We start from the raw sequence: 26434 nt of genomic DNA, 5'->3' as shown, positions 1-26434 counted from the left end.
AATACGAGAGATCTGCATACGTATTCAACAAAGTGAACGCGGCGAAATCCAGCCCAGCACCTAAAAAGGTTTAGCAAAATGACAAGAATAACCCTGTTGCTACTACTATTATTTAGTCAATGTTTATTGGCACAGCAAATACAGATAGTTGATAAGCAGAATCAACCTGTCAAAAATGCCGTGGTTTGGCTTAAAGGCTCAAAACAACTTACATCTCTTGATAGTCATTACACTATGAGCCAAAAAAAGCGTGCCTTTGTGCCTCATGTGTTGGCAGTGCCACAAGGGGCTAATGTTGAGTTTCCTAACCTTGATTCAATCATGCACCACGTTTATTCATTTTCTAAAACAAAGCAATTTGAGTTAAAGCTTTACCACGATAAACCAGAAAAACCGATTAACTTTGCACAATCGGGGGTTGTTGAGCTTGGCTGTAACATTCATGACTGGATGCTGGGTTACATTGTGGTTGTCGATGGTGGGATTTATGGGCAAACAGATGAGCAAGGTATGGTTGAGTTACGCTTACCAGAAGGTAAGTTTACTTTGGCTGTTTGGCATGACCGCTTTAATGATATCAGCACACCTGAAACCATCGATATGACTAACAATGCAAAGCTATTGAGCTACCAGCTAAAACAAGCCTTATTACCAAAACTAGAATTAAGCAGTGACGAGTTTGATGATTATGAATAAATGGCAAGCTTTAGCATTGGCTAGTGTTTTTGGGTTGCCCGCAGTAGCATTTGCTGAGCATGATGGGCTGGTAACTGTTTCGGCTGTGCGTGGCGACCAACTAGCGAGCTATCAGCGCAAAGGAATTGGCTTATACCGTTATGACCAAGAGCATGATGGTGTTGTGATATCCCAAGCTATGCTGAGTAGTCGTTTTGAGTTAACGAGTGATTGGTCTGCGCATACAGTGCTTAACGCCCATCCTGATCCTGAATTAACAATCGGTTTTACTCAGGCTTATTTACAATATCAACCGCTCACTGCAAGTCGTTACAAATGGGCTGTTAAAGCGGGTGGCTTTTATCCAAAAATGTCACTTGAAAACCCACAAAGTGGTTGGATGTCACCTTATAACTACACTAATTCTGCGATTAATAGCTGGATTGGCGAGGAGGTGCGAGCCTTTGGTTTAGAGGCAAACATCAAGCGCCCAGGTAGAAAATTTAGAAGTAACCATAGTTTTGAAGGCTTTGCTGCGGTTTTTAAAGGTAACGATCCTGCTGGAACACTCCTGTCATGGCGAGGATTCGCTATGCATGACAGGCAAACCACGTTCAATGAACAAATCGACTTTGCTATTCCACATTCTTTTGAGTGGACGCAGTTAGATAAGCAAGCTGAGTATGTGGAGCCTTTCGAAGAAGTCGATGGGCGCTTTGGTTATTACGTCGGTGTACATTGGGATTACCAAAAAAAATCGCAATTACGTGTTTATTATTATGACAACAATGGCGATCCAGGTGCGTTGAATACCCGTACTGGTCAATATGCGTGGGATACACGTTTTTTAAGTGCGGCATGGTTGTATAAGTTTAATAAGCAAACCCGCATTATTGTACAGATCCTTGATGGTAAAACAGCGATGGGTACAAATCGTGGGGTAGACAATGATTTTTATAGTCATTTTGTTCTATTAAGTCACAAGTTGGACCAGCATCGTCTCACAATTAGGTATGATTATTTCAAGGTTAGCGATCATGATGATTGGCAATTTGATCCTAACCAAAGTCGTGGAGAAGCTTTAACCGCAAGTTGGCGTTATCAACTGTCGACCAAGTGGCAAGTAGGTGCTGAATATTCAGTGCTGAGCAGTGACGCTCAAAATAGACCCGGTATGGGATTTAATGAGCATAACTCGCAGCAGCAATTGCAACTTTCAGCGAGTTGGCACTTTTAATTTCATACACTTTTTCAGTTTTTCTACTAACATTCTAATGAACGTGCTGATTAGAATTTAAATTAGGATAATGTATGAAGTTACAAAGCATTCGCGTCAAAAGTTCTTTGCCTATTGTGCTACTCGGCATTGCTATCGTCATTTTAATTGCTGGCTATACCTATCTAATTAACCTTCAAAAAGAAGCGATTGATGCACAGTCAGAACGCTTCTTAAATGCTGTCTCTGTGGTTGTTAATGCTGACCGAGACCTATACCAAGCTAAAGTCGCAGAGCTGCAACTCGTTACCCTAATGAAAGGGGATAAAGGCCAACTTAATGATCATCAAGAAAATGCCGAACAGGTTAAAGACCGTTTCAAGCAATATTTATCTTATATGTCGCCATACTCTGAGGTGACCGGTCAGTTTCGTAACTTTGATAGCGCATTTGACGCTTGGTATGCAGCATCAACAGCTCATATTAATAACCCAGCAAATGCTGCGCAACAACAAGCGTCTGAGCAAAGCTTTTCAGCACTACGTGATATTTTAGATAAAGCCGGAGAAGCTGCAGACAAAACCTCTCAAGCAGAAACAGAAAAGCTGATGGATAAAGTAATAGGCTTTAAAGTGATGCTTATGGTGATGATTGCAGTGGTTTTAGCTGTTGCTGGTTGGTTTAGTTATTTTGTGCCGCGTCAGCTTACAAAACAAATTAACTTTGTCACAGAGCGGATTAACGAGATAGCCTCTGGAGATGGTGATTTAACAGGTCGTATCAATATTAAAACGCAAGATGAATTTGCCGAGTTAGCAACCGCATTTAATCGTTTTTTAGATAATCTGCAGCAGTTAATCAAAGACATTTTAGAGCAAGCGAAAGAGCTACATAATCTAGGTAACGACTTAGATAACTTTGCTAATCAAAACCATCAAGTTAACCAAAAGCTTAGCCAAGCTTCTGAGTCGATAGTCAGTGCTGTACATGAAATGAGTGTAGCAAGTCGCGAAGTAGCTAATGTGGCGCAAAACTCATCTCATGAAGCTGATAATTCGCAGCAGCTAGCTAAACAAGGTTTAGCTGCGGTTGATAATTCAAGCCGTAAAATTATTGCGCTATCAGACAACATGGATCATGCCAGCCAGCGTTCAACTGAGTTACAACAAAGCTCAGACAACATTGCTAAAGTGCTTGAAGTTATTCGTGCTATTGCTGAGCAAACTAACCTACTTGCACTGAATGCAGCTATTGAAGCTGCCCGCGCCGGAGAACAAGGGCGAGGTTTTGCGGTAGTAGCTGACGAGGTTCGTACCCTTGCAACTCGCACGCAAGAGAGTACTAATGACATTCAAACTATGGTGGAGCAGTTTGCAACCAGCGTTGAGCAGTCACTGCAAGCTATTAACAGTGGTAAGCGCTATGCCGATGAAGCGGTTGAGTCATTCACACAAACCAATGATGTGCTTAACTCAATGCAAGAGTCATCAGTTAAGGTAAATGATATGGCGATGCAGACAGCGCAAGCGACTGAAGAGCAAACTGCTGTGGCAGATGAAATTAGTCAAAATTTATCAGACCTAAATGACCAAACCCAACAAGGGGGCGGCTTAGCAAGTTCAACACAAGAAGTGGCTAATCGTATGAACCAACTCACTGATGAGCTCAACCATTTAGTGAATCGATTTAAAGTCTAATCATAAGCCAACAAAAAAGGGCTCAATGAGCCCTTTTTTACATCTAACTAAAACGCTTACTTTTTCTCAAAAGCACGTTTCATATAATTTGGTGTCGCTAATGCGCCGTGGTGAATACCTGCATTATAGTACTCTGTGCTTTGCGCCAGTGTATTTGCATCATCTTCACGAAAACCAGAGAACGCTTCTGACTTACGAGCAAGGGTTACTGACCATAAACCGCTTGGGTAAATTGGCTGTGGGAAAGGCAGCGTTTGTAGGTCAACAAAACCTACTTCTGTCATTGCATCACGCATTTCTACTAATAGTGGCATATGCATTAGTGGTGATTCACTTTGCTGAATTAAGATGCCACCCGGGCGAAGTGCAGTTAAACAGCTAGTATAGAAAGCGTGGTTGAATAAACCTTCGCCTGGACCAACTGGATCTGTACCATCAACAATTACTACATCGATTGATTCTGGCGCTGCTTCACGCATGTACTTGATGCCGTCGTCAAACATCACTGTTGCGCGAGGATCTTGGTTTGATTCACACAGCTCAGGGAAGTATTTAAGTGACATTTGTGTCACGACTTCGTCGATATCAATTTGCGTTACGCTCTCAACACCTGGGTGTTTTAAAACTTCGCGTAAAGTACCGCAGTCACCACCACCAATGATCACAACATTTTTTGGATTTGGGTGTGCAAGCAATGCCGGATGGCTGATCATCTCGTGATAAAAAAAGTTTTCACGGCTACTTACCATAGTACAACCGTCAATAATCATCAGATTACCGAAGTCAGTTGTTTCGTACATTTCTACTTTTTGAAATGGCGATTGCTGTTCATCAAGCTTTTTAGTAATGCGTAATGAAAAGGCACTACCATCACGGTCACTAATTTCAGTGAACCAGTTGTTTTGATCTAAATTAGCCATCTTGCTTATACACTTTTGGTTAATGGTAAAAAAGGGGGGCAATTTTGCCAGTGCTTGACCAATTGCTCAATCAAATTTTAATCAGTATAGCGAATATTTTTTATCACTTTGGCATATAGCGCAATTTTTGTTAGCGTGGTCAGCCCTAGCGTATTAAAATGTGCGTTTATATTTAATGAAATTACAGAAGACATTGCCATGACTTGGGGTTTAGACAAAGCACGCGATACATACAATGTTGCTCATTGGAGTGACGGTTACTTTGACATTAACGCACAAGGTGAGCTGGTGGCTTACCCTGATGGCGATCAAACAAAAGCTGCGGTGTCTTTATCTGAACTAACCGAGCAATTCAAAAAGCAAGGCCTTACTTTACCTGTACTAGTACGCTTTACCGACATTTTACAAAATCGTGTTGATACCCTAACGAGTGCTTTTACCAAAGCCTGTAATGCCCGTGAATACCAAGGTAGTTATACCTGTGTTTACCCAATCAAGGTTAATCAGCAGCGTTCTGTGGTTAGTAAACTACTTGCTCATCCAAGTGGTTTAGTCGGCCTTGAAGCCGGCTCAAAGCCTGAACTTATGGCGATTTTAGGTGTAGCACAAGAGCCAATTACCATTGTTTGTAATGGCTACAAAGACAGTGAGTTTTTACGTTTAGCCTGTATCGGTCAAGGCATGGGCCATAAGGTTCATATTGTTGTAGAAAAACTGTCTGAACTAACCACCTTATTGGCTGAAATTGATGACTTAGGTATTGAGCCATCAATCGGTATTCGCATTCGCTTAAACTCGGTTGGTAAGGGCAAATGGCAAAATACCGGTGGCGAAAAAGGCAAGTTTGGTTTAACTGCAGGCCAAGTGCTTTCTGCTGTTGAGCTACTTAAGTCACGTAATAAACTCCATTTAATGCAATTGGTGCATTTTCATATCGGCTCTCAAATTGCCAATATCCGTGATATTCATCGAGCACTGCGTGAATGTGCCCGCCATTTTGCAGAGTTAACGCAGTTAGGCGTGCCACTTAATACAGTTGATGTTGGTGGCGGTTTAGGTGTTGACTATGAAGGGTCTGGTTCACGTAGTTCGTGTTCAATGAACTACAGTGTTGATGAATATGCACGTAATGTAGTGAATGCATTTGCTGAAGTATGCCAACAACATAATCTTAAGCATCCAGCCATTATTACTGAATCTGGCCGTGCGTTAACTGCGCACCACGCAGTATTAATTACAGATGTTATTGATGTTGAGCGTGCACCTAACCATGCGAATCCAACGGCGCCTGAGGCTGACAGCGTATTAGTGTTAGATGAAATGTGGCAGTGCTTACAGCGTTTAACACCACGTATGGCACTAGAAATTTATCATGATGCAATGCATCTATTTAGTGAAGCCCATGACCAATATGTGCATGGCCTACTCACTATGCTTGAATGGGCGAAGCTTGAGCAGCTGTATTTCACCATTTTACACCGCGTTCGTGCATCCCTCAGCGAAAATGCCCGTGCCCACCGTGAAGTGTTAGATGATTTAAACGAAAAGCTGGCCGATAAGCTATTCGTTAATTTCTCATTATTCCAATCACTGCCTGATGTCTGGGGGATTCAGCAACTTTTCCCTGTGATGCCAGTAGAAAACCTTCATCAGCCATTAACGCAACGCGCTATTATTCAAGACATTACCTGTGACTCTGATGGTCAAATTCGTAACTATGTTGAAGGTACAGGTATTGAGAGCAGCTTACCTATTCCTGAGTACAAGCAAGGTCAGCAATACCACATTGCCATGTTCTTAGTGGGCGCGTATCAAGAAATTTTAGGTGATTTACATAACCTGTTCGGCGACACAGATTCAGTGCATGTTGAGCTTACTGAAGCGGGTTATCAGCTGACTAACGCAATTAAAGGTGACAGCGTTAAGGACGTATTAAAGTTTGTTGATTATGATAGCGACATTCTTGCTGAAAACTTTGCAAAACGGGTTAACTCACTGGCAATTGATGAGCAATCTAAGGCACAATATTTGTCAGAACTAAATGCAGGCCTTGCTGGCTATACGTATTTTGAAGATTAAGCATTAAAGGAATAAGTAGTAATGTCCATGATCCGTTGTGTGTTCAGTTTTATATTTTACACCCTCAATACACTTTTTTGGTTTGTGCCCATCTTTATTTGTGGCGTAATTAAACTGATCCCAATTAAACCTCTACAAAAAGCAATGAGTTGGATAGCTAAGCAATGCGCCACTATGTGGGTGAGTTGTAACAGCATCAATCAAAACATATTTGCTTCATATAAGCTAAACGTGACAGGTCTTGAGCAACTAAAAGCGAAAGACTGGTACTTGGTGATCGCAAATCATCAAAGCTGGGTAGATATCGTTGTAATGCAACGCGTGTTTAATCGCCGCATACCGTTTTTAAACTTTTTCTTGAAAAAAGAGCTAATCTACGTTCCTTTTTTAGGTCTTGCTTGGTGGGCATTGGATTTCCCATTTATGACTCGCACGAGTAAAGCCCAGTTAAAGAAAAACCCTAAATTACGTGGTAAAGACTTAGAAACAACGCGCAAAGCTTGTGAAAAATTCAAAGAAATGCCAGTAAGTATCGTTAACTTTGTTGAAGGTACGCGTTTTACACCGCAAAAGCACTCGCGTCAAAATAGTCCTTTTGAGCACTTATTAAAGCCAAAAGCGGGTGGTGTTGCGTTTGTTATGCAAGCAATGGGTGAGCAAATTTCCAAAGTGGTCAATGTCACTATTCATTACCCTGGTGGTATTCCTAGCTTTGTAGACTTTGCCAGTGGCCGTGTAAAAGAAGTCGAAGTGCGAGTAGAAGTGATGGAAGTAAGCCCTAATTTAATCGGTGATTATACCGGTGATGCTGAGTTTAGAGTTAACTTTCAAGCTGAACTAAACCGCATTTGGAATGAAAAAAACCAGCAGCTAGCCAAGTTAGAAGCAAAAACGCAGTAGTATTGCTAACGCAGTCGAGAGCACACTTATGTTAAAGAAATTTTTACCAAATTGGTTAACAGGCGTTCTAGTTAGCATTGTCTTGTTTGCTAATGTAATCATTTGGGGCACGATTGTGCTGCTGTTTGGTGTGCTTAAACTAATACTGCCATTTAAAGTGGTTAGCGACATTCTTCATGCGGCTTATCGCGGTTGGTGCAAAGGTAACCGTTTAGCTTTGTGGTTAGGTTGCCCAACAATCGATATTGATATTAAAGGCAAAGTCAGTACAGATGGTTGGTACTTACTTATCTCTAATCATATGAGTTGGCTAGACATTGTGGTGTTAAGTGCGATTGATGTTTTACCTGCGCCAAAATTCTTCTTAAAAGATGAGCTGAAGTATGTGCCATTCATTGGCACCGGCGCGTGGGCCATGGGCATGCCTTTTATGAAACGTGTTAGCAAAGCACAGCTGGCAAAAAATCCTAAGCTGAAAGGTCTGGATGTTGAGCGTACCAAGCGCAGTTGCCGCGACTTTCGTAATCATCCAACAACCATTATCAACTTTGTTGAAGGCACGCGCTTTACGTGCCAAAAACACAAAAAACAAAATAGTCCGTTTACTTATCTTTTAAAACCTAAAGCGGGCGGTATTGCATTTGCCCTTGAAGTGTTAGGCGAACAGTTTGATGCATTATTAAATACCTCGATTATTTACCAAGGCGAGGGCGATCATATTTGCCGTAACCTGATGCGTGGCCGCCTTAATGTGATCAAAGTTGAAATGCACGTACAAGCAATTAACGCAGAGATGATTGGTGATTATCAGCATGACCGTGCATTTAGAACGGCTTTTCAACAACATATTAATGAGTTATGGTTGCAAAAAGACGCTCAGCTACTAACTTATCATCAAGCCCAACAAGCTGAGTACCTTGCCAACATCAATAAAGAGGTTGAAGCACCATGAAGCAAACTCACCTGCAAGAGCTGGTGATGCCTTGGTTTGAATCAATGCCAGACGCGGCGCTGTTAAGTGCATTAACGGCTACAGCGATTGGCGTTGGCTCATTACTATTAATTTATATGTTTACCCGTCGACTGCTGCTGCCGGGTATTCAAAAGGTTGTTACACGCCTGTCTCCAGAGCGCATCGGTGCGCTTACTCCAATGCTCAATAAACTGAATCGTCGTTTTGCGGGTATATTGTGCTGTGTACTGTATTTGGCAACCTTTGATTATGTTTACCCAGTTCATGATGTTGCTGCGTTGGTTTTGAAAACCGTAGGCCAAGTGGCATTGATTATTTATGGTGGCTTCATTTTAAGTAGTGTGGTGAGCATTGCTGGTGGCATTTATAACCAACTTGATTTTGCCCGCGATATTCCGATTCAGGGTTTGATCCAAGTTGTAAAACTTATCACTTTTATGGTTTGCGCCATTCTCATTGTGAGTATTTTGCTAGAAAAGTCGCCAACTTATATTTTGTCTGGCTTCGGTGCGATAGCGGCGGTGACCTTACTCGTATTTAAAGATACCATTTTGGGATTTGTCGCCAGTATTCAAATTGCAGCTAACCGATTAGTGACTTATGGTGATTGGATCCAAGTGGATAGCTATGGCGCGGATGGCGAGGTTATCGACCTTGGCTTAAATACGGTAAAAGTACGTAACTGGGATAACACTATCACAACCATTCCGACCTATATGCTGGTTGCTGGGTCATTTAAAAACTGGCGTGGAATGCAAGAGTCAGGTGGTCGTCGTATCAAGCGTGCTTTAAACATTGATATGAACAGTATTCGTTTGGTTGATGATGCGTTTCGAGAGCAAATTGATGCTGCTATTCCACTTAACGACTATATTCGTGTTTCAAGTTTGCCCGACCCGGTGACAAACCTTGGTTTGTTCCGTCGTTATGCTGAAGGTTACTTAAAACAACACGAAAAAATTAATCGTGATTTGACCTTAATGGTGCGTGAGCTACAACCGATGAATCACGGCTTACCTATTGAGTTTTACTGCTTTAGTGAAGATAAGCGCTGGATTTCATATGAGCACTTGCAAGCAGAGATCATGGATCACCTGCTTGCTGTGTTGCCAATCTTTGGACTCAGACCATATCAAAGTGTTACTGGGCAATTAAGTACAAGCGAAGCTCAAACAGGGCTAAAACCAAGTATCAAGGTCGCTAACCCTGTGCGCGAAAAAACTTAAAACTGACTAACTAGCACGCTCAGTGCAATAAAGCCTAACAATAGCCACCAAATAGGTGGCTTTGCCACTCTAAGCCACGTAAATGCCGCAATGACTAAAGCTACTTGCCACAAATTTTGTACCGCCGATTGCCAAATAGGTGAATAAAGAGCGGCAGCTAAAAAACCCACAACAGCCGCATTTAGCGCTGCAATACTACCCGCAAAGCGAGGCTTATCAGCTAGTTGTAGCCAGCTTTTCATAAAGGCTAACATCAATAAAAAGCCCGGTAAGAAAATCATGATGGTCGCGACAATGGCACCTAAAAGTGGTGTATTTGGCGACACTTGTGCGCCTAAGTATGTGGCGATAGTGAACATCGGTCCAGGTATGGCCTGAGCACTGGCATAAGCTGATAAAAACTGCTCGGTTTCAAGGCTCGGCACGCCAGCTTGTAAAATCGGTAACACAACGTGGCCGCCACCAAAGACCATAGCGCCAGTTTGGTAAAATGGGGCAAACAAAGAAAACCCTTCGCCTAAAGGCAAAAAGCTAATCAGTAACAAGACGGTAAATAAACAAAGCGGTAACCAAGCAATTTTCACAGGTTTATGTTCTTGGTTCTCAGGCAGTTTAAGCTGAGGATAAAACCAACCTATGGCCGCAGCTGCAATCAGCACTAAAATTTGACTCGATAACTGTGAGAAAACAATCAGTGCAATCGTGCTCAATACCGCGATTAGCTTATGTAAGTGGTTTTTGCAAAAGCTCATTGCCATACTGTAGGTCGCATCGGCAACAATCACCACAGCAAAGAGCTTAAGCCCGGCAATCACTGCAAAGTAAATATCACCAAATTGGTGAGCACTGAGAGCTAGAAAAAACATAATCAAAAATGAGGGTAGGGTAAAGCCAACAAATGCACACAGGCCGCCTAATATGCCCCCTTTTTCAACCCCCATCGCAAAACTAACTTGGCTCGAACCAGGCCCTGGTAATGCTTGGCTTAGGCTAATCAATTGCGCATAGCGCTCAGCAGTGAGCCATTTTAAATTATCAACAAAGTGGCGCTTAAAATAACCAAGGTGTGCCGCAGGACCGCCAAAGCTCATACAGCCTAATAAAAAGAATTGTTTAAAGATGATAAATAACATTACTGTTGCCGTTACAGGATGATTGTTTCTATTATGACAAAATTGTATGACATTTTTGTGGTTTTTATGACACAAGGCCGTCTACAATATAGAGAACGAGTGAACGTAGTTATGAGTATCACTATGAAACGCTATATTACCAGTTTATTGTTATTACTTTGCAGCAGCTTTGCATTTGCAACCTCTTTTGAGAAAGTTGTGGTGGCTGTTGATCATGCGCCTCCTTATGGCATGGTCTCTGAAGATGGTAGAGTCAGTGGCGCAATAGTGGATATTATGCGTGAAATGCAGCGTACCTTACCAATCAAGCTTGAATATGTCGCTTGCCCGTTTTCTCGTTGTTTAAAAATGCTCGAGCAAAATGAGCTAGATGTGATGGGCGGGCTTATTCGCACAGAAGCGCGCGAGCAAAAAATGCAGTTTCTTACTCCACCATACATGATGCTGTCATCTTCTTTTGTGTTTTATGCCAGAGCGGATAGCGAGCTTAAAACAAACAATTATCAAGACCTAGTCGGTAAGCGTATTGCGGTAATGCGAGGCGCTGCGCACTTTCCTCGTTTCGATAATGATAAAACACTCACTAAAATTGAAGCGTTAAGCGAACATAATGCTTTTGATATGTTATTAAAGGGCCGCGTTGAGCTGGTAATTGCTGTTGAAACCACTGCTGACCATGCCTCAGTATTTTTGCAGCGACCTTCGAAAGAAATTGTAAAAATGCCTTATCGCTATAAAGATGTTATTTATGGTCACATTGCCCTAAGTAAACAGTTTGCAAGCTCGGGTTTAGCCGAAAAAATTCAAGACCGCCTCAATACGTTAGTCCTCAATGGCCGTTTAACAGAATTGGTCAAAAGTTATAACTTACCTCCGGTTACTGCTGTAGCAATCGATAAGTAACCCATTCTTCATAGTTTGTTCATAGACGTTCATTCATAATTGTTAACAATTCAATTTGAATAATTGCCATGGAGAGACACATGACTTTTACAAAATCAGTTTTAACAGTGGGCGTATTAGCCGTTCTATTAACAGGTTGTGAGACAACGAATACAGGTAAAGGCGCTGCGATTGGTGCTGCTACAGGTGCAGTACTAGGTAAAGCAACTGGCGACCATGATGATAAACGTATCTTTATTGGTGCGGCTATTGGTGCATTAGCAGGTGCAGCCGTTGGCGATTATATGGATAAGCAAGAAGAAGCATTTCGCGATGAACTAGCAGGTTCAGGTGTTGAAGTGGTTCGTGAAGGCGACAATATTCGTTTAGTGATGCCATCAAATATTACCTTTGCAACTGACCAATCTTATATTTCGTCTGGCTTTCATAGCACCCTAGATGCGATTGCTAAGGTAATGAACAAATACGAAAAAACCTACTTAAGCGTTGAAGGTCATACCGACAGCACAGGTAAAGATAGCTACAACATGACGTTATCTCAACAACGTGCGCAAAGCGTAAAAGATTACTTAGTTAATCATCAGATTATGTCTGCGCGTATCAGCACGCGAGGCTATGGTGAAACACGTCCTGTGGCGAGCAATGACTCAGCAAATGGTCGAGCTTTAAACCGCCGCGTAGAAATTCAGATCGTACCGAATACACAAGGTTAGATTTTATATCTAGATTTGTGGTCAGGTTTGATATGCCCTTTCAAACCTGACATTTCCCTTCTTAATCTCGATTAAACTGTAGTTCGCACAATTGTTTATACAATGGGTTAGTTTCAAACAATTGCTGATGCGTACCCGTTGCAATAATTTCTCCTTTATCCATCACAACAATCACATCGGCGTGTTTAACTGTTGCTAAACGATGGGCAATAATCAGTGTTGTTCTGTCTTTCATTAAATGCTCAAGGGCAGCTTGTACATGAAACTCACTTTGTGCGTCGAGTGCACTGGTTGCTTCATCAAGCAATAAAATGGCAGGGTCTTTTAATATTGCACGCGCTAGCACTATGCGTTGTTTTTGCCCACCTGAAAGCCTAACACCTTGCTCCCCTAAAAAGCTGTGATAACCATCAGGGAGTTGCTTAATAAACTCATCGGCATGGGCATATTTAGCCGCAGCATATACTTGCTCGTCGCTGGCGCTTGGGTTGCCATAACGTATGTTATGCATTACATCTGAGCTAAATAAAATTGGGTTTTGTGCCACCATCCCCATTTGCTGGCGTAAGCAATCAAGAGAAAGTGCTTTAATGTTTATTCCTGCCAGCGAAATACTCCCAGAGCTTGGGTCGTAAAAGCGTTGAAGTAATTCAAATAGTGTTGTTTTACCAGCGCCTGATGGGCCAACGATGGCAACAGTTTGCCCTTGTTTTACTTGTAAATTAAGCTCATTTAAAGCGGCTTTATCTGGCCTTGAAGGGTAATGAAAAGACACATCATTAAACTGAATAGCAGGGTGATTAAGCTTGTTTGCCTCAAGTTGCGCATTATGATTTGTATCTGGACTTTTGATCATGCTTTCAACGGCGAGTAGCTCTAATAATCGTGCTGCTGCACCTGCTGCTCTTTGCAACTCACCGTACACTTCGGCAACGGTTGCTACAGACATCGCCACCATAATCGCATAAAACACAAAAGCACCTAGCTCACCACCTGTCATGGTGCCAGCTAATACGTCGCTGCCACCGACCCACAGCATCACGCTAATGGCACTAAAGGTCAAAAATATAACCGCTGCAATCAAAAACGAGCGCTGTTTGATTCGGCTCTTCGCTACTTGAAATGCTTTGTTGGTTTCTTCGCTAAATGCTGCTTTTTCACGCTCTTCATGACTATAACTTTGCACGACTTTGATATTTTGAATGATCTCACCGGCATAGGTGCTGATATCGGCAATGGCATCTTGGCTTGAGCTTGCCAGTTTTCTTACTTTTCGGCCAAAAATCATCATCGGCAGTAATACCACAGGCACGCAGGCAACAACCACAAGGGTTAGCTTTAGGTTGGTGATAAGTAGCATAGCCAAGCCACCAATCAGCATTAAGCTACTGCGTAATGCCATCGAAAAAGAGGAGCCAATGATAGATTGCAACAAGGTGGTGTCGGTAGTCAGGCGCGACATCAGTTCGCCGCTGCGGTTTTCTTCAAAGTAGCTTGGGTGTAATGTAACGATGCGATCAAACACGGCTTTACGGATATCGTTACTGACTCGCTCACCAATCCACGACATTAAATAAAAGCGACAAAAAGTACCTACAGCCAATAAGCTTATTAAACCAATCAACACCATCACCGCTTGTTGAAGCTGAGCTTGCGAGCCTGCAATAAAGCCATGGTCGATAACAAATTTAACGCCTTGTCCGAGTGATAAGTTAACACCGGCCGTAAGCAACAAGGCGCCAAGGGCTGCAAACACCACCCATTTGTAGGGTTTTATAAAAGCTAAAATCGGTAACAGGCTACTAAATGCGGCCTTTTCTTTATTGTTAGACATGCTAGATTCTTGTTGGTGAATAGGGTATAGATATGGTTATCAATGCTCTAAAAATCAACAGTTATTAAGGGATTAGTATGGAATCTACAACGATCAGTGGTCAATTCACCGTAAAGTTAAACCCAATTGGCGGCTATGCCACAGGGCAAGATGGCGTAAATTTGGGACGCATGTCGATTGATAAACAGTTTTCAGGTCCATTAGAGGCAACAAGCCAAGGCGAAATGCTCAGTGCCATGACTGCAACTCAGGGCAGTGCAGGTTATGTAGCGATTGAACAGGTTGTTGGTAGCTTAGAAGGTAAGCAAGGCAGTTTTGTACTACAACATTTTGGCACTATGGATAAGGGGACTGATCGATTGATTTTAGAAGTAGTGCCTGACTCTGGCGCAGGAGAGCTTGAAGGTCTTTCTGGTAAAATGGCAATTCGAATTGAATCGGGTATTCATCATTATGACTTTGAATACCAACTGATGGCCTAACATGCAAAAAGTAGTTGAGTTTAAAAAGAAGCGCTTTTTCGGCGGCATCGATATTGATGCATTAAATCAACGGGTGTTCGAATTAGGCCAAGCTGGCTGGCAAGTGAAAACCATCACCACTGCCACTGGGGTTTATGGTCAGATAACATCCGTTTTATTACTAATTGAGAATAACGAATAATGACACTAACTGAGTGGTTGAGTTTAGTTTTAATTTGCGTGATGGGGGCAATGTCGCCGGGGCCGAGTTTAGCTGTGGTTTTAAAACACAGTTTACATGGTGGTATGAAGAACGGCATGTTAGCGGCGTTGAGCCACGGTATTGGGGTTGGCTTTTATGCGTGTGCCTCGTTACTAGGTTTAGGTGCGCTGATGACTCAGTTACCAACGCTTTATCAAGTGCTGGTCTATGGCGGTGCAGCCTATCTCGCATATTTGGGTATTCGTATTCTGTTAGCTAAACCCAGCTCGCAAACACTGAATGTTGAGCAGACTAAGCCGAGCCCTCGCAGCGCGCTGCAAGATGGCTTTGCTATTGCCTTTTTAAACCCAAAACTTGCGGTGTTCTTTTTAGCGTTGTTTTCGCAATTTATTGACCCTGAGAACCTGACTTTGCAAGTTGGTTTAATCATGTGTTTAACGGTATTTGTGCTTGATACAGGCTGGTATCTACTTGTTGCACTGTTAACCGAAATATCAAAAAAGCGTTTTGGTTTCACCAAGACAAATCCATGGCTCGAAAAATTGCTAGGGGTGATCTTTATTGCCTTAGCTGTTCGTGTCGTTATTACTCTATAAATCCCTCTATATTGCGATTACATCACTAATAAAAAAGGGTTGTGATCGCTGCTCTCCCCAGCAACCTCCTATTGCATACGTATTCATCACACAATATTTACCTTTTGGTTACACTTTATTGGTTGTTTTTTGACAACAACAATAACCACAAATACAACACCTCCAACGACAACAGGGTGGAAATCCAATGGGGAAATTCAAGCTAAGTGCGCTTATGCTGGCTTTAGTGGCAGCAAATAGTGCAATAGCGGCGACGGAAGAAGAACGCACATCAGCAAAGGAAATTGATCCTGAGCTAGAAGTAATCGAAGTGCGCGGCTTTAGTCGCAGCTTAATTCAATCATTAAATCAAAAACGCTTTAGCGACACTGTCTCTGAGCAACTATCAGCTGATGACTTAGGGGCATTACCTGATGTGTCTATGGCAGATGCATTAACACGTCTACCGGGGATCTCGGCGGTACGTACCGGTGGCCAAGCTGCCGAAATCAACATTCGCGGTTTATCTGGTGGATTTGTTTTTTCGACATTAAATGGTCGAGAGCAAGTATCTACTAGTGGTAGTCGCAGTATTGAGTTTGACCAATACCCGTCTGAGTTAATCAGTTCCGCGGCGGTCTACAAGTCGCCAAAAGCATCACTTATTGAAGGGGGCGTCGCGGGTACAGTCGAGCTACAAACCGCCAGCCCATTGGATAACGACCAGCAACACAAATTTACTGCGAATGTGCGTGGTATGTATAACGACCGTGCTTCAGAGGTATTTGATGCCACGGAGTATGGCGACCGTATAAGCTTTTCTTACCAAGGTAAGTTTCTTGACGATACGCTAGGTGTCGCACTAGGTTACGCGCGCTTATTCCAACCAAGTGTGGCGACTCAGTTTATCGGTTTAGCATATAACGGTAATAAAGACGTTGATGGGCTAGCAAATGATACCGATGGCCCTGCTGATAATCCTGCTAATGAATACATCAGTGAAGGGTTTGAGCTTCAGCACTTAGGTGGTGAAGAAACCCGTAATGGTTATTTAACCTCAATTGAATGGGTGCCAACCGATAACTTTAAACTAAAAGGTGATGCGTTTTTATCGCGTTTTGATAGCGAATCATTTGCCCGTGGTTTTCGGGTTAAGTTTGGTGGTCCGTCTGCGGTGTATGCTAACCCAGTGCTTGACGGTAATGCGGTGATTGGTGGTGCAATTAACCGCACATCAAATAGCTTTACCCGTGTTGAAATCGTTAATGATGATAACCAAGACTTTGATGAAGTAGACAGCTATGGCATTAATGCCGATTGGCAAGTTACTGAGCGTTTAAACGTCAATGCTGACGTGTCGCTTTCACGTGCTAAGAGTAATTTTCGTAATGGTTTACTTTGGGCATTGGTAGCAGAAGATGCCACTGTTGAGAACCCTGTGTTCGATACCAATGTATCGCTTAACTATCAATTGAACGGCTTAAACTTGCCTGATGTAGGTTTTAACCAAGCCGACGCATTTAGCGATATTGACCGAGTTATGGTCAGTAAATACGGTATTTACCCGTATGAAAATGAAGATGAAGTAAAAGCATTTCGACTCGATTTTAAGTATGAGTTAGAGAATAACTGGTTTAGCTCCATTGAATTTGGCGCGCGTTATTCAGACCGTGAGTACAGCAATAATCGCTCTGTATTTGAATACGGTAACGATGGTGCATTTTCTTCGACTCAACCACCGCTTCGTCTTACCGATGACATGACTACAGTAGTCGATTGGCAAGGCGAGTTTAGTTATTTCCCATCATACCTAGCGATCGATTTAGATAAAGCACTCAACGCGTGGTTCCCAAGTGGTATTCCGCAGCCAGTACAGACCTGGGGTAACGCCGATGGTGTTGTGGATTTAGATGGTGATGGTGAGCCAGATGCGCAAGGCTATACCACTAACTACTCATGGACCATGTTACAAAGTGGCTCAGTGTATGAAGAAGTAGTGTCAGCCTATCTTATGCTTAACATTGATACTGAAATTGGCACTCTACCCGTTACAGGTAATATTGGTATTCGCCGAGTAGATACCGATCAGTCAGCGACGGTACTCGAAAACGTCGGTGGCGATCCGCAGCTCGGAGCGCAGTATATTGTCGATGACAATGGCATTGTTAACGACCTATATGCACCAAGCGTGTTAGGCATTAAATACACTGACTACCTGCCTTCATTAAACCTCAACTTTAAAGTGAGTGATGCAACACAAATTCGTTTTGCTGCGGCAAAAGTGATGGCGCGCGCTCCGATTAACCGTTTAGCGGGTGATGCCAGTGCATCGGTTAACAATGACGGCGAAATTAACGGTTCAAGTACTAATAACCCATTCTTAAAACCTTTCTATGCTGATCAATACGATATCTCGTACGAGCAATACTTTGAAGACACCGATGGTGCACTGGTTGTTGCTGCGTTTTATAAGAATATCGACTCATTCATAGATACGGTAGCCATAGAGAACTTTGACTTTAAGGGTAATGGTTTTAACGTACCAGAATACATTGTTGACCCTGTCAGTGGTGAGCAAATCGAAACTACAAATGGGGTGTACACCACTGCGGTTAATAATGCTAAAGGCGGTTATATTCGTGGTATTGAACTTGCCTATACGCAAGTTTTCTCTTTCTTACCCTCGCCGTTTGAAGGTTTAGGCATTAACGCCAGTTACTCGTATACCGAGAGTGAGGTGCAATCTATTACCGATTTAGGTGGTGATTCTGTGTCGCAAGACTTGCCTGGCCTTTCAAACAATGTCTTTAACGGCACACTTTTTTACAGCTATGAAAACTTTGAAACACGTTTGAATGTGCGTTATCGCGATGATTTCGTTTCAGAGCAAGTTGCTGTCAATGAGCAAGTGGTGAATTTTGATGCGGAAACGGTTGTCGATTTCCAAACGTCGTATCAGTTCACAGATTCATTCGGCATGTTATTACAAGTGAATAACTTAACCGATGAACCAACACAAAGCTACTTTGGAACAACCAGTAAAACAGGCACCACGCAATTTTTTGGTCGTCAGTTTTATCTAGGTTTTACCTATAACCATTGATCAGTAAGCTGGAGATAATAATATGAAAATAATAGCTAATTTTAGCCGCTTACTGATTGCATGTAGCATTGTAATGCTAACTGCATGTGGTGGTGGCGCTAGTAACGATATAGATTCTGGGCAAGTTTTATTGACCTGTAGTGTCCCGCAAATCCCTAATGAAGCGGGGACTGAGTGTGTTGATCCGCCACCGATTAGTTGTCCGGCACCAACGGTACCCGATGAGAATAATGAAAGCTGCGTAGTAGGCGCTGATCCCACTTTGCCTGATCCTGTGGTTTTCCCTGCAGATGACGAAGCCATCTTATTCTATAACCGCACCAGTGATGATGCCTACGAAGGCTATCGATTACACTCATGGAATAATGATGACTGCGATGCGTACGCAGCGCCGTTTGATGCCACTGATTGGGCCAATGGGCATGAATACGATGGTATTGATCCTAACTATGGCGCGTACTGGATTGTAAAATTAAAAGAAGGTTACAACGAGTGTGCTAACTTCATTGTGCATATTGGTACCGAAGGGTCTGGCAAAGCGTTTGGTGATGTTGATTTAAAAATGCCATTGATGCAGGACGATGAAAAGTTCCAACGTATGAACTTTACCATTCATGGTGAACCATCAGTATTTGAATATCCAATTGTTAGCTTAGGTGAGCGCCCGGTGAGTATTTCTGGTGCTTCAGCGCATTGGATAGATTTATCAACTGTGATTTACCAGCCAAGTAATGAGCTGACAAGCATCATTAAATTACACTCATCAAACAGTGCAGATTTAGCTGTCGATGAAGATACTGGTGAGTTAAATGGTCAAGTGGTTGAGCTTACATCGACATCTTTGAGCGATGAACAAATCGCTAAAGTACCGCACCTTGCTGGATGGAATGCATACCAAGGTAACTGGGATGCAGCCGCTGCAAAAGAGCTTATTAAACAACAACTGGTTGTGGCAGGCTATGATGCTGATGGCAAGCTAACAGAAGCCACTTATGTGCAAACAGCTAAAGCCCTCGATGACTTATACACCAGTGGCGAAAGTGATGCTAATGAAGCACAACTAGGTGTGCATTACGCCAATAATGGCATTGATGTGTCGGTATGGGCTCCAACGGCAAGCAATATGAAATTAGCGCTGTATGATGCTGATAAAACAGAGCTTGAACAACTTGCTATGACCTTTGATAGCACAACGGGTATTTGGTCTAGCAATGTCGATATCAGTCACGATCGCCATTACTACCGCTTTATGTTTGATGTTTATCATCCTACGACTAAGCAAATTGAAAGCTTATGGAGCACAGATCCTTATTCATTAAACGTTTCAACCAATGGTCTATATAGCCAACTGATCAACCTTGATGATGAAGATACTAAACCAACCGGCTGGGATGAGCGTATGGTGCCAACGGTTGATTACCCTGAGCAAGCGGTCATTTACGAAGGTCATGTGCGTGATTTTAGTGTACGTGATGAAACCGTCAGTGAAGCAAACCGTGGTAAGTATCTTGCGTTTACTGAGCTTGATAGCGCACCAATGCAACATCTCAAAAAGCTGGCAGATAATGGCTTAACACATTTCCATTTACTACCACTGACAGATATTGGCACCATTGATGAAGATGCCAGTCAGCGTGTTGATATTACTGCAACCTTAGGTGATTTATGTAGCCGCATTGACGATGATGCCGATGCATGTAAAACCGAAGATAAGAGCGCTTTAATTGTTGATTTAATGGCGTCTTACCTACCTGGCTCTGATGATGCTCAAGCACTTGCTAATGCAATGCGTGGTGTTGATAGCTTTAACTGGGGTTATGATCCGCATCATTTTATTGCGCCTGAAGGCTCTTACGCTTCATCGCCTGAAGGTATTGCACGAGTCAAAGAAACGCGTGCGATGATCCAGTCTTTACAAGAAATTGGTTTACGTGTCGTGCTTGATGTTGTTTACAACCACACGACCTCATCAGGTGTTTGGGATAAATCAGTCTTCGATAAACTGGTACCAGGTTATTACCACAGATATAACGAAACATCAGGCGATATTGAGCGCTCAACCTGTTGTGAAAATACAGCAACAGAACATGTCATGATGGATAAGTTTGTTGCTGATTCTATGGTAATTCTAGCCCGTGACTTTGGTTACGATAGCTTCCGCTTTGATGTGATGGGGCATATGCCAAAAGCGTCAATTATGACCGCGCTTAGTGCAGTGCAAGCGGTTGACCCAGATACTTACTTCTACGGTGAAGGGTGGAACTTTGGTGAAGTCGCAGATAACCGTTTATTTGTGCAAGCTAAACAAATGGATATGGCTGGCACTGAAGTAGGCACCTTTAATGACCGTATACGTGAGGCAATTCGCGGTGGTGCATTCTTTAGCAATAATGCCACAGATGGCAATTTATCTGAGCAAGATACGTTGCGTTTATCACTGGCAGGTAACTTACAAAACTACATTCTTAAAGACTTTAAAGGTAATTCAGCAAAAGGCAGTAGCTTTAGTTGGAGTGGTCAGCCTGCGGCTTATGCACTCGATCCGGCTGACAGCATTAACTATGTCTCTAAGCATGATAACGAAACATTGTGGGATCAGCTGCAATATAAACATGGCACTAACTTAAGTATTGAAGAGCGTGTGCGTGTTCACAATATGGCTTTAGCTATGCCGCTGATGAGCCAAGGTATTCCATTTATGCAAATGGGTGCTGATCTGCTGCGTTCTAAATCAATGGATCGTAACAGCTATGATTCTGGTGATTGGTTTAACTTTGTTGATTTCAGTAAAGAAACCAACAACTGGAATGTAGGTTTACCGCCTGCGCAAGATAACCAAGCGAAGTGGGGCGAAATTGCACCTATTTCGGCAAATACGAATGCGCAAGCGATGGCTAGCGACATTGAATACGCAAGTAATGTATTTACTGAGTTCTTAGCAATTCGTAGTGCCAGCCCATTATTTAGTTTAACCACAGAGCAAGACATCTTAGACCGCGTTGGCTTCCACAATATTGGTAAGCGTCAACAGCAAGGCTTAGTCGTGATGAGTATCGATGATGGTGTTGGTTTGACTGATCTAGATAGCCAATACGATGCCATTGTCGTGGTGATGAACGGCACTGAGCAAAGCTTATCGCATACGGTATCAACGGCTGCGGGTTTTGAGCTTCACCCTGTTTTAAAAGCGAGTGTTGACTCAAGTATGTCCGCAGCAAGCTTTATGGCTGGTGAAGGCGAAGGTACCTTTAATGTTCCGCCATATACTGTTGCTGTGTTTGTGAAACCACAAGGTGATGCACAAGGTGAAGGCTTAAGTGCCGATGCGACTGTGGGTGCGCCAGATATTGTGCCATTTGGTAGCACAACAGTTTATGTTCGTGGCTCGTTAAATGACTGGGGTACGACAAATAGCTTTGAATATGTAGGTAATGGCGAGTACAAAATTGCCATTCCTCTAACAGCAGGTAGCTATGAATTTAAAGTGGCTTCTGAAGATTGGTCTACCGTTGATTTTGGTGCGCTTTCTGCCGATGTTGCTGAAGTGCTCGAAGGTGAAGATGAGCCGCTAACACGCAGTGGCGCCAATATGACCTTTACGGCGGCAATGGATGCTGTTTATGTGTTCTCATTCGATGCCACAGACACCGATAACCCAGTACTTAAGGTTTATAATGAAGAGCCATTTGTTGGTACGCCAATTTATGTACGCGGTAGCTTAAACGATTGGGGTACCAGTGACGAGTTAATGTATCAAGGTAAAGGTGTTTATACCTTCACTAAACAGTTAACTGCGGGTAGCTATGAGTTCAAAGTGGCCTCTGAAGATTGGAACACGGTGGATTATGGCTCAGGTGAAAGTAGTGCAGCGGTTACAGTGGGTACTGAAAAACTACTTGCGGTAAAAGGCGCAAACATGACAATGGATATTGCAAGCGATGGTCAATATCAGTTTGTGTTTGATGCCAGTAACCTTGAAGAGCCACTTATGACTGTATTCAATGCAGAAATGTTTGGCGCAACTCAGGTTTACTTACGCGGTAGCGTTAATGGCTGGGGCACAGATAACCCACTGATTTATGCTGGTGATGCGATGTACAGTACCACCATGACATTAGAAGCAAATGACTATGAGTTCAAAGTCGCTTCTGAAGATTGGAGTACCGTAGATTATGGCGGCAGTGGTGATGCCCCTGTTGCAGTGCTTGGCGAAGCCGCTTTACTAGAAGCCGTTGGTGCCAATATCGCCCTGAGTATTGCAGCTGCTGGCGATTATCGTTTTACAGTGCAAGGACCTGATCTGAGTAAACTAACAGTGACGGTTGAAGCAGTGGAGTAGCTTTCCCTGCAGTACCCTTAAGCCGGGCTTTTGCTCGGCTTTTTTTGTATTTAATGAAAAGTTTGTATATTGTCATAACTACTTATCAAGGAGCCTATGATGACAGAAACCAGTTTATTGAGTGCCAGCTTTGATCAAAAAGTAAAACAGTATTGGTTATTACTGGGTATTTTTACCTGTGTGATTAGTATGGTAGGTATCCCTTTTATTCCCATTGTTGCGTTAATAATCTGGCTGGTGGCAGGGCGTATTTTAGCGGCGATGTCAGCCACGTTGCTAACGCGTAAGTTAGTGGTAAAACGCGGTGTATTCTTTAAAGAAGAAAAATCGGTCCCACTTGAAAAAATAACCGATGTGGCACTTAGCCAAGGTCCTTTAATGCGTCAATTTGGCCTTTATCGACTGAGTTTTGAAACGGCAGGTCAATCAGGACAAGGTGCATTGGTATCATTGCTCGGAGTGGTTGATGCTGAGAAGTTTCGTGAAGCAATCTTAAAACAAAAAGATCAAATGACTCAAAGCAGCAATACTAAAGCTGAGCATCAACCCGAAGATACTCAGTTAGAACTGCTGCGCTCACTTACTTATAGCGTAAAAAACATTGAGCAAATGTTAGTTACGCTATTAGATGAAAAGCGTTAAGCCATTTGTAAAGTAGAGCTATCAGCTTGTACGCTGAGCGCTTTTTGACGCTCGTTAAGCAGTGTGTAATCGGCTGTTTTAACGCTACTTACATAATGCCACTGGGCAAGCGCTTGCTGTTGAGTAAAGGTGACCGTTAAGTAACCGCGTTCAACTAAGTTGTTGTAGGCTAAGTCGTTAACCAGTAATGCAATAACTTGCTCAATTTGTGCGACAGCCTCACTCGATTGCGTATTTAACGCTAAGTAGTTCTCAAGACCTGGAGAAGAAACCGAAGATGTTGCAAACTCAACACCAGCTGCAGCGTTAGCAGAAACAGGGTTACTTGCATCAGTGACTAATTGTCCTGCCCAGCTGTTATGCGTGTCACCCGCTAAAACCACCAAGTTCTTTTGTGCAGCAATTGCAGTCCCAAGTATTACCTCTCGTTCATAAGCATAGCCATCCCATGCATCAAGATTATAAGGCGCTGTTGTTTCTACGCGTGCTCGCTGCTCACTAGTAACTGTTGGATCGCCAGCTAATACGCGCCCTTTAATTTGCGCAAGCTCACTAAATAAGGTATTTGCTTGAGCAAGTAATGCAGATGGATCAGCACCGTTTGCTTGAGTCACTTGAATATTCATTAGTAACTGTAAAATCTCGAATGGCAAATGCATTTTGGTCATCAGCACTTGTTGCCCAAGTACTTGCCATTGTGTTGTTGCTGTCGTTAAACCATCAGTCAGCCATGTAAGTTGCTCGTTACCTAATAGAGCACGAGTAGGTGAGCTAATTGCTGCAACAAAGTCAGTTTGTCCTTGGCTGCTGGTCAAGTCGAAATCCGCATAATTAACTTGCTCGTCGCGAGCTAAAACACGGGTATCGAGCATGTGTAATGAAACTAAATTACCAAACTCAAAGCGTCGATAAATACGTTCTTTATCGGCAACATTGCGGATAGGCATCCATTCAAAGTAGGCTTGTAACGCATGCATTTTGCGCTCGCTAAATTCACCTTCGCCGTCGTTGTGATTTTCAGCGCCACTGTGCCATGTATCATTAGTTATTTCATGGTCGTCCCAAACAGTAATAAATGCACAATGACTATGGGCAGCTTGCAAGTTATCGTCTTTACGATAATGGGCGTAACGTTTGCGATAATCCGCTAAAGAAATGATTTCATCGCTATTGTCATCAGGTAATAAACGGCCAAGTTCGGCGGCATCTTCAGTGGCATAACCTGTATTACCATATTCATAGATGTAGTCACCTAAGTGCAGTACTGCATCTAAATCGGTTTGTTTTGCGATTTCACCATACACATGGAAGTAGCCTGCAGGATAGTTCGCGCAAGAGACAACGGCAAATTTTACTTGTTCTATGTTGTCGGTTGGAAGCGTTTTACCTGCTCCAGTAGGTGAGGTTTTACCATTACTTATGAAGCGGTAGTAATAGGTGGTGTTGGCATCGAGACCTTGCAGATCAACTTTTAAGGTGAAGTCAGTTGCATCGCTTACCTGTGTTTCGCCATCATGGCTAATGGTTGTAAAGTTAGCATCTGTTGAGGCTTGCCAAACTACGTTAACACTCGTGACGTTTTCAAGAGGTGTTATGCGAGTCCAAATAATTAGACTATCAGCGAGCGGGTCGCCACTGGCAACACCGTGATCAAAGCTGACAGGGATTTGCTTTGTGGTTTCGTCATCATCGTCATTAAGACTACAGCCCGTTAAACCAAAAGATAAAACGGCGGCTCCAAAACCAGCCGCCGATGCCTTTAAAAAGCGTCTGCGCGTAAAAGTCATTGCTCTGTACCTATAAGTAGAAAAGTACGAGCTTATCCGACCAGTGTTACTGTTCTATGAAGTTAAAAAACCTGACAGATTTGTTCGGCATTACAGGTGATTACAGTGACATTTTCGTAGCCAACACGAGTCAGTGCTTCGGCACTTAGTGTGGCGCGGGCACTACTTGCACAGTGTAAGTAAATGGGTCTTGCAGGATCTTTTTCGATTTCCATTAATTTCATTTCAAGTACACCGCGTGGGATATTAATTGCACCTGTCGCTGCTTTAGTTGCGTGCTCAGCAGGTTCGCGTACGTCTATTAATAAACCATGGTTTTCGCTTAACTCTTGTTTTGCTTGGTCAGCGCTAATGCGGCGCTGGTTTGGGGCAATAATTTTCATTAAGTCAGGAATTGGTGTCAGCATACTAATCCTCCATGCCAAGTTTGCGTAAAATGGTGATCATTGGGCACCACTTAGTGAATGCCGATTGAATTAAGTTTAGAGCAATAAATACCGTAAACCAAATCCACAGTGGACTGTGAAACTGTTGTAGCAACAATGAAATACAGATCATTACACCAGCAATTAAGCGAAGCGCGTCATTTAGTTTCATAATAAGACCTCGATAACAGAGTGATGTATTTAATATATTAGATAATGCTACATTAGTAAATTCTAATATTAGACTTTTCTAATATATCAATCTATACTTTAGCGGTATTTTAAGAATATAGAGTAGTGTGATTATGAACATCGATTTTGCGGCTATGGCCGACAATGTGGAGCAAGCAGAGCAAATGCTAAAGATATTGGCGAATAAAAATCGTTTGATGATCTTATGTTCGCTGCAAGATGGTGAAATGAGCGTGAGCGAATTAAACGAAGCTGTGCCATTGGCGCAGTCAGCATTATCGCAACACTTAGCGGCGCTGAGAAAAGTTCAGATAGTTGCGACTCGACGTGAAAGCCAAACTATCTATTATCGCGTGGTCGATAAAAGTGTTATGGCAATCCTTGAAACCCTTCATGGTTTATTTTGCAAAAGGTAGTT

Annotated in this window: 22 protein-coding genes; 16 read left to right on the top strand and 6 right to left on the bottom strand. The window is 42.7% G+C overall.

The features are described 5' to 3' along the window. Positions 1-78: 78 nt before the first annotated feature. The 3 genes from VRK28_RS10515 to VRK28_RS10505 all read left to right on the top strand — a co-directional run bounded on the left by VRK28_RS10515 (position 79) and on the right by VRK28_RS10505 (position 3588). A complete protein-coding gene (locus VRK28_RS10515) occupies positions 79-696 on the top strand; it encodes a methylamine utilization protein (protein ID WP_332393894.1) in 618 nt (205 codons plus the stop codon). Next, positions 683-1912, top strand: coding sequence for a hypothetical protein (locus VRK28_RS10510; RefSeq protein WP_332393893.1), 1230 nt, complete (start codon positions 683-685; stop codon positions 1910-1912). The genes VRK28_RS10515 and VRK28_RS10510 overlap by 14 nt, the downstream gene beginning before the upstream one ends. 74 nt (positions 1913-1986) lie before the next feature. Further along, positions 1987-3588 (top strand): methyl-accepting chemotaxis protein, encoded by a 1602-nt coding sequence (locus VRK28_RS10505; protein ID WP_063527417.1) that lies wholly within the window; start codon positions 1987-1989, stop codon positions 3586-3588. A 56-nt stretch (positions 3589-3644) separates the two neighbouring features. Here the strand turns inward: VRK28_RS10505 and speE are convergent, their stop codons facing one another. Continuing rightward, complete coding sequence (speE, locus tag VRK28_RS10500) at positions 3645-4508, bottom strand: polyamine aminopropyltransferase (RefSeq protein WP_062564803.1); 864 nt, start codon at positions 4506-4508, stop codon at positions 3645-3647. A 198-nt stretch (positions 4509-4706) separates the two neighbouring features. Between speE and speA the strand changes: the two genes are divergently transcribed. The 4 genes from speA to VRK28_RS10480 are packed head-to-tail and all read left to right on the top strand — an operon-like array spanning position 4707 to position 9686. After that, positions 4707-6587 (top strand): biosynthetic arginine decarboxylase, encoded by a 1881-nt coding sequence (gene speA, locus VRK28_RS10495; RefSeq protein ID WP_332393892.1) that lies wholly within the window; start codon positions 4707-4709, stop codon positions 6585-6587. Between the two features lie 21 nt (positions 6588-6608). Then, complete coding sequence (locus VRK28_RS10490) at positions 6609-7487, top strand: acyltransferase (RefSeq protein WP_332393891.1); 879 nt, start codon at positions 6609-6611, stop codon at positions 7485-7487. A gap of 28 nt (positions 7488-7515) precedes the next feature. After that, positions 7516-8439 carry an acetyltransferase gene (locus VRK28_RS10485; protein WP_332393890.1) on the top strand — a complete coding sequence of 308 codons (924 nt, stop codon included), beginning with the start codon at positions 7516-7518 and terminating at the stop codon, positions 8437-8439. Next, positions 8436-9686, top strand: a complete 1251-nt coding sequence (locus VRK28_RS10480) for a mechanosensitive ion channel family protein (RefSeq protein WP_058586162.1) — start codon at positions 8436-8438, stop codon at positions 9684-9686. The genes VRK28_RS10485 and VRK28_RS10480 overlap by 4 nt, the downstream gene beginning before the upstream one ends. Here the strand turns inward: VRK28_RS10480 and chrA are convergent. After that, entirely contained in the window at positions 9683-10819 is a 1137-nt protein-coding gene (gene chrA / locus VRK28_RS10475; RefSeq protein WP_332393889.1) for a chromate efflux transporter, read from the bottom strand. The genes VRK28_RS10480 and chrA overlap by 4 nt on opposite strands. A gap of 123 nt (positions 10820-10942) precedes the next feature. Here chrA and VRK28_RS10470 point away from each other — a divergent pair, with 123 nt between their 5' ends. Both VRK28_RS10470 and VRK28_RS10465 read left to right on the top strand, forming a co-directional pair. Next, positions 10943-11722 (top strand): substrate-binding periplasmic protein, encoded by a 780-nt coding sequence (locus tag VRK28_RS10470; RefSeq protein WP_332393888.1) that lies wholly within the window; start codon positions 10943-10945, stop codon positions 11720-11722. Between the two features lie 80 nt (positions 11723-11802). After that, entirely contained in the window at positions 11803-12435 is a 633-nt protein-coding gene (locus tag VRK28_RS10465; RefSeq protein ID WP_054562840.1) for an OmpA family protein, read from the top strand. Positions 12436-12496: 61 nt separating this feature from the next. Here VRK28_RS10465 and VRK28_RS10460 read toward each other — a convergent pair whose 3' ends face one another. Beyond that, positions 12497-14269, bottom strand: coding sequence for an ABC transporter transmembrane domain-containing protein (locus VRK28_RS10460; protein WP_332393887.1), 1773 nt, complete (start codon positions 14267-14269; stop codon positions 12497-12499). 77 nt (positions 14270-14346) lie between these two features. Here VRK28_RS10460 and VRK28_RS10455 point away from each other — a divergent pair, with 77 nt between their 5' ends. The 6 genes from VRK28_RS10455 to VRK28_RS10430 all read left to right on the top strand — a co-directional run bounded on the left by VRK28_RS10455 (position 14347) and on the right by VRK28_RS10430 (position 23612). Continuing rightward, on the top strand, positions 14347-14751 hold the full coding sequence (locus tag VRK28_RS10455; protein WP_332393886.1) for a DUF3224 domain-containing protein: 405 nt from the start codon (positions 14347-14349) through the stop codon (positions 14749-14751). A 1-nt stretch (position 14752) separates the two neighbouring features. Continuing rightward, positions 14753-14932, top strand: coding sequence for a DUF4177 domain-containing protein (locus VRK28_RS10450; protein ID WP_054554414.1), 180 nt, complete (start codon positions 14753-14755; stop codon positions 14930-14932). Next, positions 14932-15549, top strand: a complete 618-nt coding sequence (locus VRK28_RS10445; RefSeq protein ID WP_062564810.1) for a LysE family translocator — start codon at positions 14932-14934, stop codon at positions 15547-15549. Before VRK28_RS10450 ends, VRK28_RS10445 begins: the two co-directional genes overlap by 1 nt. A 187-nt stretch (positions 15550-15736) precedes the next feature. Next, positions 15737-18631: a TonB-dependent receptor gene (locus tag VRK28_RS10440; protein WP_062564811.1), complete on the top strand. Its 2895-nt coding sequence runs from the start codon at positions 15737-15739 to the stop codon at positions 18629-18631. A gap of 22 nt (positions 18632-18653) precedes the next feature. Continuing rightward, on the top strand, positions 18654-22970 hold the full coding sequence (locus tag VRK28_RS10435) for an alpha-1,6-glucosidase domain-containing protein (RefSeq protein WP_332393885.1): 4317 nt from the start codon (positions 18654-18656) through the stop codon (positions 22968-22970). A 99-nt stretch (positions 22971-23069) separates the two neighbouring features. Beyond that, on the top strand, positions 23070-23612 hold the full coding sequence (locus tag VRK28_RS10430; RefSeq protein ID WP_062564813.1) for a PH domain-containing protein: 543 nt from the start codon (positions 23070-23072) through the stop codon (positions 23610-23612). On the opposite strand, the gene VRK28_RS10425 is transcribed toward VRK28_RS10430, so the two are convergent. From VRK28_RS10425 to VRK28_RS10415, 3 genes are all read right to left on the bottom strand, one after another. Next, positions 23609-25399, bottom strand: coding sequence for an alkaline phosphatase D family protein (locus tag VRK28_RS10425; RefSeq protein ID WP_062564814.1), 1791 nt, complete (start codon positions 25397-25399; stop codon positions 23609-23611). The genes VRK28_RS10430 and VRK28_RS10425 overlap by 4 nt on opposite strands. 62 nt (positions 25400-25461) lie before the next feature. Further along, positions 25462-25806, bottom strand: a complete 345-nt coding sequence (locus tag VRK28_RS10420; RefSeq protein ID WP_054562833.1) for a rhodanese-like domain-containing protein — start codon at positions 25804-25806, stop codon at positions 25462-25464. Position 25807: 1 nt separating this feature from the next. Beyond that, complete coding sequence (locus tag VRK28_RS10415) at positions 25808-25996, bottom strand: YgaP family membrane protein (RefSeq protein WP_054562832.1); 189 nt, start codon at positions 25994-25996, stop codon at positions 25808-25810. A 133-nt stretch (positions 25997-26129) separates the two neighbouring features. On the opposite strand from VRK28_RS10415, the gene VRK28_RS10410 reads away from it, so the two are divergent. Continuing rightward, positions 26130-26432 (top strand): ArsR/SmtB family transcription factor, encoded by a 303-nt coding sequence (locus VRK28_RS10410; protein WP_062564815.1) that lies wholly within the window; start codon positions 26130-26132, stop codon positions 26430-26432. Positions 26433-26434: the final 2 nt, after the last annotated feature.

This window comes from Pseudoalteromonas sp. P80D2 (assembly GCF_036680945.1).
GTDB lineage: Bacteria > Pseudomonadota > Gammaproteobacteria > Enterobacterales > Alteromonadaceae > Pseudoalteromonas > Pseudoalteromonas shioyasakiensis.
The sequence above is the reverse complement of the archived record's forward strand: the minus strand, read 5'-3'. Positions and strand labels throughout refer to the sequence as shown.